The sequence below is a fragment of the Catenibacillus scindens genome (genome assembly GCF_014202115.1).
In the GTDB taxonomy this organism is placed as follows: domain Bacteria; phylum Bacillota; class Clostridia; order Lachnospirales; family Lachnospiraceae; genus Catenibacillus; species Catenibacillus scindens.
Genome location: NZ_JACHFW010000010.1, coordinates 59,475 through 74,222, shown reverse-complemented (window position 1 = coordinate 74,222; position 14,748 = coordinate 59,475). Strand labels below are relative to the sequence as shown.

The 14,748-nt window shown below is 47.9% G+C and carries 13 protein-coding genes and 1 riboswitch; of the genes, 9 read left to right on the top strand and 4 right to left on the bottom strand.

All coding sequences use genetic code 11. From position 1 onward, the window contains the following. The first annotated feature begins 98 nt into the window (after positions 1–98). The 6 genes from HNP82_RS12030 to ribH all read left to right on the top strand — a co-directional run bounded on the left by HNP82_RS12030 (position 99) and on the right by ribH (position 6,827). Positions 99–929, top strand: a complete 831-nt coding sequence (locus tag HNP82_RS12030; RefSeq protein WP_243164752.1) for a lysozyme family protein — start codon at positions 99–101, stop codon at positions 927–929. A gap of 19 nt (positions 930–948) precedes the next feature. Continuing rightward, entirely contained in the window at positions 949–2,940 is a 1,992-nt protein-coding gene (locus HNP82_RS12025) for an SUV3 family DEAD/DEAH box RNA helicase (RefSeq protein WP_183775134.1), read from the top strand. A gap of 45 nt (positions 2,941–2,985) precedes the next feature. Then, positions 2,986–3,101, top strand: a riboswitch (FMN riboswitch). Between the two features lie 227 nt (positions 3,102–3,328). Continuing rightward, a complete protein-coding gene (ribD, locus tag HNP82_RS12020; RefSeq protein WP_183775256.1) occupies positions 3,329–4,438 on the top strand; it encodes a bifunctional diaminohydroxyphosphoribosylaminopyrimidine deaminase/5-amino-6-(5-phosphoribosylamino)uracil reductase RibD in 1,110 nt (369 codons plus the stop codon). Next, positions 4,419–5,057, top strand: a complete 639-nt coding sequence (locus HNP82_RS12015) for a riboflavin synthase (protein ID WP_183775132.1) — start codon at positions 4,419–4,421, stop codon at positions 5,055–5,057. The genes ribD and HNP82_RS12015 overlap by 20 nt, the downstream gene beginning before the upstream one ends. A 79-nt stretch (positions 5,058–5,136) precedes the next feature. Next, entirely contained in the window at positions 5,137–6,336 is a 1,200-nt protein-coding gene (locus HNP82_RS12010) for a bifunctional 3,4-dihydroxy-2-butanone-4-phosphate synthase/GTP cyclohydrolase II (RefSeq protein WP_183775130.1), read from the top strand. 26 nt (positions 6,337–6,362) lie between these two features. Beyond that, positions 6,363–6,827 (top strand): 6,7-dimethyl-8-ribityllumazine synthase, encoded by a 465-nt coding sequence (gene ribH / locus HNP82_RS12005; protein ID WP_183775128.1) that lies wholly within the window; start codon positions 6,363–6,365, stop codon positions 6,825–6,827. A gap of 119 nt (positions 6,828–6,946) precedes the next feature. Here the strand turns inward: ribH and HNP82_RS12000 are convergent, their stop codons facing one another. The 3 genes from HNP82_RS12000 to HNP82_RS18665 all read right to left on the bottom strand — a co-directional run bounded on the left by HNP82_RS12000 (position 6,947) and on the right by HNP82_RS18665 (position 8,866). Then, on the bottom strand, positions 6,947–7,870 hold the full coding sequence (locus HNP82_RS12000) for an AEC family transporter (RefSeq protein ID WP_183775126.1): 924 nt from the start codon (positions 7,868–7,870) through the stop codon (positions 6,947–6,949). Positions 7,871–8,013: 143 nt separating this feature from the next. Beyond that, positions 8,014–8,712: a protein kinase family protein gene (locus HNP82_RS11995; RefSeq protein WP_183775124.1), complete on the bottom strand. Its 699-nt coding sequence runs from the start codon at positions 8,710–8,712 to the stop codon at positions 8,014–8,016. 19 nt (positions 8,713–8,731) lie between these two features. Beyond that, positions 8,732–8,866: a zinc-ribbon domain-containing protein gene (locus HNP82_RS18665; protein ID WP_207720612.1), complete on the bottom strand. Its 135-nt coding sequence runs from the start codon at positions 8,864–8,866 to the stop codon at positions 8,732–8,734. Positions 8,867–9,067: 201 nt separating this feature from the next. Between HNP82_RS18665 and HNP82_RS11985 the strand changes: the two genes are divergently transcribed. Both HNP82_RS11985 and HNP82_RS11980 read left to right on the top strand, forming a co-directional pair. Then, positions 9,068–10,912, top strand: a complete 1,845-nt coding sequence (locus HNP82_RS11985; protein ID WP_183775122.1) for a DUF975 family protein — start codon at positions 9,068–9,070, stop codon at positions 10,910–10,912. After that, positions 10,913–12,103: a metallophosphoesterase gene (locus HNP82_RS11980; RefSeq protein WP_183775120.1), complete on the top strand. Its 1,191-nt coding sequence runs from the start codon at positions 10,913–10,915 to the stop codon at positions 12,101–12,103. 3 nt (positions 12,104–12,106) lie between these two features. Here HNP82_RS11980 and HNP82_RS11975 read toward each other — a convergent pair whose 3' ends face one another. Beyond that, positions 12,107–13,138, bottom strand: a complete 1,032-nt coding sequence (locus HNP82_RS11975; protein WP_183775115.1) for a LacI family DNA-binding transcriptional regulator — start codon at positions 13,136–13,138, stop codon at positions 12,107–12,109. 202 nt (positions 13,139–13,340) lie between these two features. Between HNP82_RS11975 and HNP82_RS11970 the strand changes: the two genes are divergently transcribed. Continuing rightward, positions 13,341–14,741, top strand: coding sequence for an L-fucose/L-arabinose isomerase family protein (locus HNP82_RS11970; protein ID WP_183775112.1), 1,401 nt, complete (start codon positions 13,341–13,343; stop codon positions 14,739–14,741). The last annotated feature ends 7 nt before the right edge of the window (positions 14,742–14,748 follow it).

Genomic DNA, 14,748 nt, shown 5'->3' with positions numbered 1-14,748 from the left:
GCAGATGTTGCGCCGGTGCATTCTTTTGTGTTACAATGGCCTGTGTCTGAAAAAATTGCGACAAATGAGTATCTTACCAAAGAAAAAGGAGCGATATTTTGACTAATATACAATCCCCTTCCCATAAGGGACGGACAGGAGCCGTTAAGCCGGCTTCCACAGGGCGGCCCAAAAGTTCCACATCCCCAAACCGGCGCTTTAGGTCAGCCCAGACTGCCAGACGTCCAGGACGGCCCCGCCTGGGAACGTCCTATCTTGGTACCAAAACCCGGCGGCTCCGTCCCGGATCCCGGGCCTATATCCGCCGTCAGATGATCCTGCGCCGTCGGCGCATCATTGCCATGCTTGCCGGCGCTGGAGCGGCACTTGTGATTTTTATTGTCATTTTGTGTCTGGCTTTCGGCAAAGGCAGCGAGGAGAACACAGCGAGGGAAGATACATTGGAAATTTCAGAGGAAGTGCGGGCTTATGAACCTCTTCTGTCTCAGTATGCCCAGGAATACGGAGTTGAGGAATATACTCAGCTTCTTCTGGCAATTATGCAGGTGGAATCTTCCGGTCAGGGCAATGATGTGATGCAGGCCAGCGAATCTTTGGGGCTGGCGGTAAACTCTCTTATGCCGGAGGCATCTATAGAGCAGGGATGCCGGCTGTTTTCTCAGCTTCTCTCCTATGGGGAGGGGCTGGGCTGTGATCTTAACAGCGTGATCCAGGCATACAATTTTGGCATTACTTATCTGGATTATGTGGCCGAAAACGGTAAAAAGCATACCTTCAGCCTGGCAGAAGCTTTCGCCGGGGATATGTCCGGCGGGGAAACTGTTGTCTATGAAAACAGTATTTCTGTTGAAGAAAACGGAGGATGGCGGTATGCTTACGGAAATATGTTTTACGTGGACCTGGTCCGCCAGTACTGGTCCGAATCTTAAATTTCAGGTGGAATGATTGATGATAGACGAAAGTGAATTATTACAGTTTTACGTGGCGCAGTACCGCCGGGAGGCAAAGAAAAAGGGAGGCTATGTCAGAGCCTCCGGCTATGAAAAAAGGATTGGCGCACTGAGGAAGGCATTGGTCCGGGCTGGAATCCATCAGGTGAGCCGGTCTATTCTGGAGGATTATCACCGTCAGATTAAAAATCTTCTTCACATTGCCACCCGCTATAGAAATAAGGGGGCGGTTTCTGCTATTTTGACTCAGATCCTTCCGGAGCTTATACGGCTGGATCTGGGCCTGTTGCTGCCGGAGGACAGGGATTCTTTAGATGAAGGTTTTTTTGACTACGTGGAGAAAAATCTTCCCGGAGGCGTATGTACCAGATCCCTGTTTGATCTGTGCCAGAGTTACCGCAGATATTGCATTGAAAACCGCATTACTGAGCTTGTGCCGTCCAGGCCGGAATTGGAATTTCCCAAAGCCCTGGCGATGAGCCGGCGTTTTATCCTCCATATTGGGCCAACCAACAGCGGAAAAACTTTTCAGGCGCTGGAACGGCTGAAAACGGCCCGAAATGGGGTATATCTGGGGCCATTGCGACTGCTGGCCCTGGAAGTCTATGAAAAAATGAAAGACTACGGCACGCCGTGTACCATGCTTACCGGGCAGGAGTGTATCGAAACTTTGGGAAGCCGGGTGACTGCGTCAACCATTGAGATGGCAGATCTTGGTGAAAAATATGATATTGCCGTTATTGATGAGGCGCAGATGGTTCATGACCGGGATCGCGGTCACTCCTGGACCCGGGCCATTTTGGGCCTTCTGGCCAATGAGATTCATATTTGTCTCAGTCCCGCGGCACAAGGGGTTATTACCCACCTGATCCGGCTGTGCGGGGATTCCTTTGAAATCCTCCGCTATGAGCGAAAGATCCCTCTCTGCTGTGAAGAGCATCCTTTTGAGTTTCCTGACAGCGTTATGCCCGGCGACGCGCTCATCGTATTTTCCAAGAGGTCAGTGCTGGATGTGGCCGGGCGGCTGGAAGAGCGGGGAATTAAGGCGAGCGTGATCTATGGAAGCCTGCCTCCGGACATCCGCCGGCGCCAGGTTCAGATGTTTGCTGGAGGGGAAACAAAAGTGGCTGTTGCCACAGACGCCATCGGTATGGGATTGAATCTTCCAGTGCGCCGGATCGTTTTTGTGCAGACAGAAAAGTTTGACGGTACATCCCGAAGACAGTTGACAGTTCCTGAGATCAAGCAGATCGCTGGGCGGGCCGGGCGCTTTGGACTTTACGATGCCGGATATGTGACAGCCATGGGACAGGAGGCTTTGGAATATGTTCGGGAGCGTTTTGACGCGGAAGAAGAGCCTATCGGATCAGTCAGCCTTGGATTCCCTCAGATTTTGCTGGATCTTAATGAATCTCTGGACGCTATTTTGAAAGTGTGGCATGGCGTAGAGACATCACCGCCTTTTGTAAAGGTTAGTATTGAAGATACCCTCTATCTCTACGACCAGGCCAGCCGACGCAGAGAATATATTGACGGATTTTATGATAAAAAGGTTTTGTACCGCATGATCAGTTGTCCAATTGATGTGAAGGACCGGTATGTTGTGGCTTTGTGGCTGCGCTATTGTGAGAGCTATACGGCGGACGTCTCCCTGGAATTTCCCAGCATACAGGATCTGACCGGACTTTTCGGTATACAAAAATACGAGACTTACTACAAACAGTTAGATCTGTACTATCAGTTTTCTGTGCGCATGGGAAAGATTATTGACGCGAAAATGCTGTCAAAAGCCAGGGCCCGGACAGAGAGCAGGATCATGGGATATCTTCTCGGAAAAAAGACTAATTATATCTCCACCTGCCGCTACTGCGGAAAGAAGCTGCCTGTGGGCTATAACTTTGGCGTTTGCCCCCAGTGCTTTGCCATGGAACATGGAGGTATTGGGTCTTTTTCAAAAGAGCGGAAAGAAAAAATGAAAAAAAGGTCTTGAATATTTTTGTATACAGGATTATAATAAAACAGAATTTAACAGCGAAGCAGTCTTCGGGGCAGGGTGAGATTCCCGATCGGCGGTAAAGTCCGCGAGCGCGCAGCGCATGATTTGGTGAGATTCCAAAACCGACAGTATAGTCTGGATGAAAGAAGATGAGCATGTGTGACAGATTATTTTATATTTATTTTGCATGTTCGCCCTGAAATGTTTTTCATTTCAGGGCTTTTTGTGTATATGACTAAATGAACGATAACCTGACGCGAAAATTCATGTTCAAAGCCCCGGATACAGCATCCGGGGCTTTTATTTTTGTCATAGTGCTTAAATGGCTTCGTGTGTATCGCCATTAGCGGAAAATTAACATTCTATGGAGGTGACATCCTTGTTGGATGATGAACGGTATATGGCCCAGGCTTTGGAACTGGCCAAAAGGGGCGCGGGGAAAGTCAGTCCCAACCCCATGGTGGGCTCTGTTTTGGTGAAAGACGGGCAGGTAATCAGTGAGGGCTGGCATCAGAAATACGGAGATCTTCATGCCGAGCGGAACTGTATTTTAAACTGCCGCCAGGATATGAGCGGGGCAGTGCTTTATGTGACACTGGAACCCTGCTGCCATTACGGAAAAACACCGCCGTGTACGGATATTATTATTGAGAGCGGCATCAAAAAAGTTGTGGTAGGAGCTATGGATCCCAATCCCCTTGTATCGGGAAAAGGGGTTGAAATTTTAGAAGTTCATGGAATCCAGGTCGTCACAGGTGTCCTTGAAAAAGAATGTCTTGAGTTAAACCGTGCCTTTTTCCATTATATTACTACGGGAAGGCCCTTTGTCACCCTCAAATACGCCATGACCATGGACGGGAAGATCGCTACGGCCAGCGGCAAGTCCCGGTGGATTACCGGGGAGAAGGCCAGGGAGAATGTCCATCAAGACCGAAACTTTTTTTCAGGGATCATGACAGGCATAGGAACCGTCTTAAAAGATGACCCGCTGCTGACCTGCCGCATACCTGGGGGAAGGAATCCGGTGAGGATCATCTGTGATTCAAATTTAAGGCTGCCCCTGGAATCGTCTGTGGTAAAAAGCGCCCATGAGGGGCGGGTGATCATTGCCACCTGCTGCCGGGATGCTTCCTGCTATAAACCCTATGAAAAGGCTGGATGCCAGGTGATTTTTGTAAAGCCTGATGAGGGGGGCCATGTCCATCTTCCTTCACTCATGGATATCCTCGGCAAAGAGAAGATTGACGGCATTTTGCTGGAATGCGGCGGGACGCTGGCATGGGCTGCCTTGCAGTCAGGCATTGTATCACAGGTTCAGACATATATCGCCCCGAAGATTTTTGGAGGAGACACGGCTTTGGGAGCTGTGGGCGGCCAGGGGGTGGACGCCCCGGATCAGGCTTTTTTTCTGAACCCTGTGAAATATCAGTGGTTTGGTGAAGACCTGCTTATCGAAAGTGAGGTTAAAAATTATGTTTACCGGAATTGTTGAAGAAGTGGGAACCATTGAGAGCGTTAAACGGGGGCTTCATTCATCAGTACTGAAAATCCGGGCCTCAAAGGTTCTGGAAGACGTTCACATCGGCGACAGCATTGCTGTCAGCGGCGTGTGCCTGACGGTCACAGGAGCCGGCAAAGAGTATTTTCTTGCGGATGTGATGCATGAGACGTTAAACCGCTCGTCTCTGGCCGGAAGGCAGAGAGGGGATATGGTGAATCTGGAGAGGGCCATGAGCCTTGGCGGCAGATTTGGCGGCCACATCGTCTCCGGCCATATTGACGGTACCGGAGTGATCGCAGACATAAAAAAAGATGATATCGCTGTCTGGCTGACCATACAGGCGGGGGCTGGCCTGCTGCGCTATATTGTTGAGAAAGGCTCGGTGGCCCTGGATGGAGTTAGCTTAACGGTGGCGGGAGTTACGGGGAGGGATTTTCGCGTATCTATGATCCCCCATACATATACGGTGACCACCTTTGCCCGGCGAAAGAGGGGGGATAAGGTCAATATAGAGACAGACATCATCGGGAAATACGTGGAAAAACTTTTAATGACAGACAAGCCGTCAGGAATTACATCACAGACATTGTCTAAATATGGATTTTTATAACATTTCGGCCAGTGTCAAGCATGTGCCGCCGGCACACCACACCGCCAAGGGAAAATAAAAACAACAGGAGGAATAAACGATGTTTCAGTACGATTCAGTGGAGGATGCCCTTGAGGCACTCAAGAATGGAGAAGTTATTTTAGTGACAGATGATGAGGATCGGGAAAATGAGGGGGATTTTATCTGTTCCGCCCAGGCGGCAACCACAGAAAATGTCAATCTCATGGCTAAATATGCCAGAGGTCTGATCTGTATGCCAATGAGCAGGGAGCTGGCAGGAAAACTTAACTTTTACCCTATGGTAGAACAGAATATGGATAACCATGAGACGGCATTTACTGTTTCTGTAGATTATGTGGGAACAACTACAGGAATCTCCGCAAAGGAGCGGGGCATGACGGCCCGCCATTGTGTCAGCGACGGCGCCCGGCCGGAAGATTTCCGCCGGCCGGGTCATATGTTCCCACTGATTGCCAGAAAAAACGGTGTTTTAGAGCGGAGCGGCCATACGGAAGCCACTGTAGATCTTATGCGCCTTGCCGGCCTGAAAGAATGCGGTCTGTGCTGTGAGGTGATGAGGGATGACGGAACTATGATGCGAACTCCGGAACTGATCGAGCTGAGTCAGAAAATGGGTCTTAAATTTATTACTATTAAGGCACTCCAGGATTACCGCCGCAAATATGAAAAACTGGTAGACCGGATTGCCTGCGCGAAAATGCCCACAAAATACGGGGATTTCCTGGCTTATGGTTATGTGAACCGTTTAAATGGCGAACATCATGTGGCCCTGGTAAAAGGTGAGATCGGTGATGGAGAGAATATCCTCTGCAGGGTTCATTCGGAATGCCTTACCGGGGATGCTTTCGGATCCCTGCGCTGTGATTGCGGCCAGCAGTTTGCAGCGGCGATGACTCAGATTGAAAAAGAAGGCCGGGGAATCTTACTTTACATGCGCCAGGAAGGCCGGGGAATCGGCCTGATTAACAAACTTCGGGCCTATGAGCTTCAGGACCGGGGCATGGATACAGTGGAGGCTAACCTTGCCCTTGGATTTCCTGAGGATCTCAGGGAATATTTTATCGGCGCTCAGATTCTCAAAGACCTTGGAGTCAAGACCATGCGCCTTTTGACCAACAATCCGGATAAGATCTATCAGTTGACCGATTATGGGATGGAGATCACCAAACGGGTTCCTATCCAGATGGAAGCTACGGCTAAGGATCTGTTTTATCTAAAGACAAAGCAGACGAAAATGGGCCATCTGTTAAACTATTAAGGAAAATTTAAAGGAGTGTAGAAAAAATGCAGACATTTGAAGGAAAATTATTGCCGGAGAAAATTAAGGTAGGTATTGTGGTTGCCCGTTTCAACGAGTTTATCACATCAAAACTGTTAAGCGGAGCTATTGACGGCCTTGTGCGCCATGATGTTGACGAAGACGATATTCATGTGGCCTGGGTACCGGGGGCTTTTGAGATCCCTCTCATCGCTTCAAAGATGGCAGGGAGTGGAAAGTATGATGCGGTGATCTGCCTGGGCGCAGTGATCCGCGGAAGCACCAGCCACTATGACTATGTGTGCAACGAAGTTTCAAAGGGTGTGGCCACGGTATCTCTGAATACAGGTATTCCGGTCATGTTTGGCGTCCTCACGACAGAAAATATCGAGCAGGCGATTGAGCGTGCCGGTTCCAAAGCAGGCAACAAGGGGTACGAGTGCGCCCTTGGTGCCATTGAAATGATCAACCTGATCCGGGAGATCGGCTGATTCTCATTTTTGAGACAGAGAAAATCACGTTGTCTACACGTCTGATCGAAAAACTGGTTTCCCGGTATTTTAAAAAAAATGTAGCGGCGTGATTATTCCACAAATCCTTCAGGTCTCCCTTACAAAATAAAATAAGATACAATGGTCAGCGTGATCAGCGACGCCGCAGTGGTGATGAGGACAAATCCTACGGCGTAATCTTCCTCATTGTGGTTGGACTTTGTGAAAATGGCGATGGTTGTCATTGTGGGGAGAGCCGCGATGATAGAGATGGTTTTGACCATTTCCTCATAAGGGCAGATGCGCGACGCTACCGCGTAAAAGGCCAGAGGGAAGGCGATCATTTTTGCGAGAATCCCTATGTACAGTTCTTTCGTCTTTAGCACAGACTTCCAGTTGCAAAAGTAAAACAGGCCGCCGAGATAAAACAGGGACAGGGGCGTCGCCGACCGGCCCATGGTAGACAGCGCGTTGACCACCACATCCGGCAGATGGATGTTTAAAAGCAGAAAGATCAGCGACAGAATCACCGCGCACAGGGCGGGATTGATAAAGTTTTTTATGGAAAACTTTGCCTTTTTTGTGGCCGGCGTGGTCAGTTTTAGTCCGTAAGTCCACATAAAGGACTGGTCAATAATGGACATTAACACGATGTAGATAGGGCCATTTTCCGGGAAAATGGAAGTAATCAGGGGAATGCCGAGAAATCCCGCGTTTCCGAAAATCATCGCCGCCCGGAAAACTTTGTTGCGTTCCCCTTTTAACCGGAGTATTTTTCCAAGGCAGAAACAAACAGTGATAATGCTGATGTAAAAGGCCAGGGTCAGCAAAAGAATGGGATAGCCGTCAAAAAGCTGCTGCCGGGTGGTTCCTGAAATGGCATTGGAAAAAACAAGGAGGGGAAGAATAATCCGGGTGATCAGCCGGGACAGTCCATCGAGAAATGTTTCCCCAACGACTTTAAGCCGGACCGCAATGTATCCAATGATCATTAAAATAAAAAAGAGAATTAACTGATTGAGGACAATATTAAATTGTTCCATTTTATCCAACCTTTCTGGTAATCTTTCCTGTCTATTATAATAAGAATCTTCGGATAAATCTACCTGTTTTCAAAGAAAAAGCCACATTCCCCCACGGGAATATGGCTTTTTATCTGCGGTGCTGCCGTGTAAAGTGCGGCACGTCAGTTTATTGAAAAGTTCTTTCTAAAGCCTTCAACAACGGCTGTGTCTGATGTAAAAGGCTCAGTAAGCCTTAAAAGTCTCATAAGGTATGCCCTCTGTCCAGGGAGAAGATCAAGTTCCTCATACCATATCTTCTTTCCACTTTTTGGATAAGCAGAATAAAGAAGATATAAAAGAATATTGCCGAAACATGAATAATCCAGGTCGAAATCCAGGCCATCCTCCCCTGTGTATCGGGCAAGTCCAAAGTCGATGAGAGAAATATGACCATTATCGTCCATAATTATATTTGACAGCCTAAGATCGCCGTGAATCACATTTCTGGAATGGATATAGGACATGATCTTTAAAAGCTGAGAACCGACGTTAAAAATCTCACCATCACAAAATCTGTGACGATGTTTAAAAATTATCTGTTCCAAAGTCATGCCATTTTTGTATTCCAGCACAAAGAAATAACCGGCCTTTTCGTTGAGTACACCTAAAAATTCGGGAATTGCGGGATGCTCCAGGCCGGAAAGGATAACCGCTTCGTGATCATCCGGCGCAAAACGGCCTTTTGTTGGATTTTTATAAAAGCGTTTAAGGACAACAGGATGGCCATCGCTTTTAAACGCTTTATAACAGACGCCGTACTTCCCCCGTCCGATGGGTTTTACGACCGTATAACCTCCAATGTGTCCGACCGGCCGGAGCATTTTTAAAAAACTTATCGTATCAGCTTCTAGGAGTGCCGCATTCCGGGCAGAATTTGGCCCCTGCCGGAAGGGGCCGTCCGCAGCCGGAACAAAAAGCCGCGCTGGCGATAGGAGCGCCGCAGGAGAGACAAAACTTAGACCCAAATATGGTCAATAAAGTATAGAAAATCTTAAAAATTTCACATATTCTTTACAAAGCATTTCCAAAGGAAAATTTAAGAATCCGTATCTTTTTTAATATTCTTTTTAGATTCTTCTAATATTTTTTTAAGATTTGGTCTGTCATATTGACTCCCGAAACGGGAATGGTATTATGAATCCAGAATACTTTTTAGACAACGGGAATGAGGGAATTATGAAAACACGAAAGGATATGAAGCGCCAGGCTGTGGCCTGTCTGAAAAAACATTATTTTATATTTGTAGCTGTCTGTTTGATCAGTGCTTATCTGGGCAGTGAGTTTTCCTTATCTATCCGTCGGCTTGGCATTGGGGTGAACCCTCTGGATAATGTATACACTGTAAATATGGGTGGTCTTGTGGTCCATCAGGGATTGTCTGACGTGGTGGATAAGGCGCTTCAGGGGCAGATCAGTGAAGGGCGGGAGCTTTCCCGGCAGATCCGCCAGCAGGCCATTGATGACTCTAAAGACGATCATCCGTCATTTGCCAGGACTAAAGGGGTTCTGGCCGGAATCATTAACGATATTTCCTCCGGCTCCATTTTTGTCACTTTAATTGCGGCGGTACATTCCCTTCTCGGCTCGGCAGATGTGACCATGAATATTTTTATCGTGCTGAGCTTTTTTATGCCGCTGATGCTGTGGTTCTTTTTACAGAATATGTTTATTGTTGTGTCCCGGAGGATGTTTCTGGAGGGACGGTGTTATAAAAAAGTCCCGATACGCCGCTTCCTGTTTTTATTCAGTGTCAGGCGATGGTTAAAGACCTGCTGGACCATGGCGGTGGTCAGTGTGTTTGAAATATTGTGGGCCCTGACTATTGTTGGAATATTTGTGAAATACTATTCTTACTATTTAGTTCCCTATATTCTGGCGGAAAATCCGGATATAGGGACACTGGAAGCCATAAGCCTTTCAAGGAAAATGATGGTGGGACATAAATGGCAGTGTTTTGTTTTTGAGTTGTCTTTTCTGGGATGGGATCTTCTTGGGCTTGTCACTCTGGGCATTACTGACCTTTTATTTGCCAGTCCTTATAAAGTAGCGTCTTTTTGTGAGTACTATGTGGAACTGAGACATCTGGCAAAGGCGCAGGAAGTGGAGAATGCCTGGAAGCTCAATGACGTGTACTTATATCAGACGGCAAGTCCCCAGGACATTGCTTTTGCTTACGGAGATGTTTTAAAAATTTTAAAGCGTCCGGTCGAAGATCTCAGTGAATTTACAGGATTTCGGGGGTTTCTTATGCGTTGGTTTGGTGTTTTGCTTATGTATACAAAAAGAGAAAGGGCTTATGAAGAGGGGCAGGCAAGGCTTCAGAGAATTGCCGCGCTGCGGGAGGCCGCCGACGGAGAGGTTTATCCCTCCAGGCTGTTTCCTCTTCCGGAACGGGCGGGAATACGGATCGAGCCGCTGCGGTATATTCGCAACTATTCCATGGCTTCCCTTGTTCTTATGTTTTTTATTTTTTCCATGTTTGGATGGCTGTGGGAAGTCTGCCTCCATATGGTCAATCACGGCGTGTTTGTCAATAGAGGTGTTCTCCATGGGCCATGGCTTCCGATTTACGGCAGCGGAGCAGTGCTGATCCTTGTTTTGCTCAAACGCCTGCGGGCCCATCCGGTGAAAGAATTTTTCGCTATTTTGTTTCTGTGCGGATTTGTGGAATATATGACCTCCTGGGTTCTGGAAGGGCTCACCGGAGGAAAACGGTGGTGGGATTATACCGGTTATTTTCTCAATCTTCACGGTCGGATCTGCGCCGAGGGACTTCTTGTTTTTGGCATTGGAGGTATGATTGTGGTGTATGTGGCGGCACCTATTCTTGACAGCGTACTGAGACGTATCCGAAGAAAGGTCATGGTACCCCTGTGCATTGGTCTTCTCTGTCTGTTTTTAGGAGATCTGGCCTGGTCTGCCATTACTCCCAATACAGGCACAGGCATTACAGCGCCTCAGATTGTTACTGTTCGTGGTGAACAGTACCCTCAGATTACAACAGAGAAAGGAAGTTTTTAGATGCTGGCCATTTATTTATCACCATTATATATCATCGGATGTATTTATGTCTGGCGCTGGTTCGTCCGGTGGCTTGGCGCATGCCATGATATTTTTAAAAGAAAAGGGGCAAAAATTGCTGTCGCAGCAGTGGTTCTTCTGGCGGCAAGTTCTCTGCCGGCGGGGTTCTTTATGCCCGTCAACCGGTTTGGACGTCTGGTCAATTCAATAGCTAACCTCTGGTTTGGCGTCTTTGCCTGTCTTTTGCTGGTGCTGATTTTGTCAGATGTTGTGGGCCTGATCATAAAAAAGGCCGGGAAGGGAAGGCGAAAACCGGCTGGAGAGCGGAAGTTTACAGCGATTTATGGGGGCATATGTCTGAGCATTATTGCTGTGATCTGCGTTTATGGGGCAGTCAATGCCGGGATCGTCAGGGTGACGCCCTATGAAGTGACGATTCCAAAAGACGGAGGTGCGCTGGATGATCTGAATATTGTCCTCGCAGCGGATCTTCACCTTGGATATAATATCGGTTGTGCCCAGATGGAAGCTATGGTTGAAAAGATCAATGCGTCCAACCCGGATCTTGTGGTGATTGCCGGGGATATTTTTGATAATAATTATGACGCTCTTGAAGACGATCAGGAGCTGATCCGGATTCTTGGAAGTATTGAAAGTACTTACGGCGTTTACGCCTGCTACGGGAACCATGATGTGGCCGAGCCTATTCTGGCCGGATTTACATTTCCCAGTGAACATAAAAAACAGAGCGATGAGCGGATGGATAAGTTTTTAGAGGCCGCGGGCATTACCCTCCTGCAAGATGAGGGCGTACTTATTGAGGACAGTTTTTATCTTTTTGGCCGGGCGGACGCCCAGCGGCCGGGCAGGGGGATTGAGGTTCGTGTGACGCCGGAGGAAATTACAAAAAACATGGATCTTTCAAAGCCGGTGATTGTTATCGACCATGAACCCGGAGAGCTGGAAGAGCTAAGTGAGGCCGGGGTGGATCTGGATCTTTCCGGACATACTCATGACGGGCAGATATTCCCAGCCAATCTGTTAATGAAATTTTTGTGGGAAAATCCCTGCGGATATTTGCAAAAAGGAAATATGCACAGTATCGTTACTTCCGGCGTGGGACTTTTTGGGCCGGATATGCGGGTAGGGACAAAGGCGGAGATCTGCCAGATCCATGTAAACTTTTTATAACCGTTATTTTTGCGGACTGTGAGCCAAGCACACGCTCCGACGTTTGACAAGAGTTGTGGAGATCTCTGTCTTTACCGGAGGCTGATGAGGGTCGCGGATTAAAGAGATAATCCGCCGGGCGGCGATTTCCCCCATATATTTTTTGGGAACATTGACCGTGGTCAGATTAGGTTCAATGACAGTGGATATGGGGAGATCATCAAAGCCCGTGACGGAGATGTCTTCGGGAACGCGGTAATGAAACTCTTTAAATGCCTTCATGGCTCCGGTGGCTATGAGATCATTATCAGCAAAGTAGGAGGACGCCAAGCGCTCTCCTTTTTTTAAAATTTCACACATATCCGCGTAAGCGCCCTCCACCGACGGGGTCAGACTGTGGACAACAGATTTTGATACCGGCAGCCCGGCAGCGCGTATAGCGTTGTAAAATCCATCAGCCCGTTCTGTAAAGTTCTGGATCGGGTAGGAGGAGTGGAGGTATCCGGGCTGGCCTCCGCATTTTTTTATAAGATAACTGGCAGCAATATAGGCGCCTTGAATATTATTAATGAGGATGCTGTCGCAGGATAGTTCCTCAAAGTAGGTGTCCAGCAGGACAACAGGAATATCCAGCTTTAAAAAAGGACGGATATCCGCCGCAGTCATTTCTGTGCCAAGGAGTATCACTCCAAGGCAGTCTGATACTCTCAGATCTTCAATTTGTCTTTCTGTATTGTCTTCGTCTTCGTATATATAAGTGACTTTCAGATTAAAATTTTCTTTCTTACAGCCCAGGGTAATGCCCTCGGAGAGTTGGGCAAAAAAAGGGGTATCCGCCACAACGGCGCCGTGTTTTTTATAGATGATGAGATAGACAGCCCCATGAACGGTTATTTTCTGGGAGATACGGGTGAAATCATAACCGTATTTCTGTGCGGCGTCCAGGATTTTTTGCCGGGTGGCAGTGCTGACGCCTGGCTTATGATTTAATGCCATGGAGATGGCGGCGGGGGAGATATTTAATTTCTTTGCCAGTTCTTTGGCGGTGATGCTCATGGTCATTTCTCCTTTAAGATAGATTAATTCCATTATGAACGATTTACTTTATTAAATCAATAATTAAGTAGAAAATTAAGTAAAATTGTCTTAATAAATTAATGAAATTAAGCTGGCGAGAGGCTATACTGAACTCAGAAATAAAAATTTAGATGGTTTTTGCTGATAGTTACAAAAATGCCAGAAAACGGAGGAATTTGCTATGGACAAAATTAAGTTGGGATACGCGCCTACACGGCGGAGTATTTTCAGCGCGCCGGACGCCTTAAAGTTTCGCGGATTGACGGCGAAGCGGCTTAAAGAGCTTGGCGTGGAATTTGTGGACATTACCGATATCAATGAGGAGGGGCTCCTTTACGATGACGGGGATGTGGACAAGATCGCCCAGAAGTTTCAGAGGGAAGGGGTTGACGGCCTGCTTCTTGCCCACTGTAATTTCGGCACAGAGTATGTCTGTGCCAGACTGGCAAAAAAACTGGGACTTCCGGTGCTTTTATGGGGGCCTTTGGACGAGAGACCCGATGAGCGGGGCGTTCGCCTTAGAGATACCCAGTGCGGTCTTTTTGCAACAGGAAAGGTGTTGCGCCGCTTTCAGGTGCCATTCACCTACCTGACCAACTGCCGTCTGGATGACCCGGTGTTTGAGCGGGGGGTTAAAGATTTCCTGGCAGTCTGCAACGTGGTGAAAACATTTAAAAATATCCGCATTCTCCAGATTTCCACAAGACCTTTTGATTTCTGGTCCACCATGTGCAATGAGGGTGAACTGCTGGAAAAATTTAATATTCAGTTATCCCCGGTACCGATGACCGAACTGACTCAGGCTATTAAGTCGGCCCGGTCCGATGAAAACCGTATGGAGAAAATGCTTGCTTATATCCGTGAAACAATGACGGTGAAGATTAAAGAGGAGGATACTCTCATGGTGGCGGCTCTGGCCCTGGCCATGGAAGATCTGATCCAAAAGTACGGATGCCAGGCGGCGGCGATCCAGTGCTGGAACGCTCTTCAGACAGAGATCGGCATTATGCCATGCGCGGCTAATGCTATTTTAAACGAAAAAGGAATACCGGTTGTCTGTGAGACAGATATTCACGGCGCCGTCACCGCTCTTTTGGCGGAAGCCGCCGCTATGGGAGAAAAGAGGAGCTTTTTCGCCGACTGGACTATACGCCATCCGGATATTGAAAACGGCGAGCTTTTACAGCACTGCGGGCCCTGGCCGCCTTCTGTGGCCAGGGAAAAACCGATACTTACTTACCCATTGGCCTTTGATCATCCCGGAAGTCTGACGGCGGAGGCCAAACACGGGGAAGTGACACTGTGCCGTTTTGACGGAGATAACGGCCAGTATTCCCTCCTCCTTGGCACGGCCAAAGGGGTGGACGGCCCCAAGGGAATGGGTACATACCTTTGGGTTGAGGTGGACAATATTAAACGCCTGGAGGCAAAGATCGTGGAAGGGCCTTATATCCACCACTGTGTAGGGATTCATAAAAACGTTGTCCCTATTCTTTATGAAGCATGTAAATATATTCATGTGGCGCCGGATTTTTATGACCCCATTGAAGAGGATGTTAAAGCATATCTTCGCGGTGAATGAAGGAGGG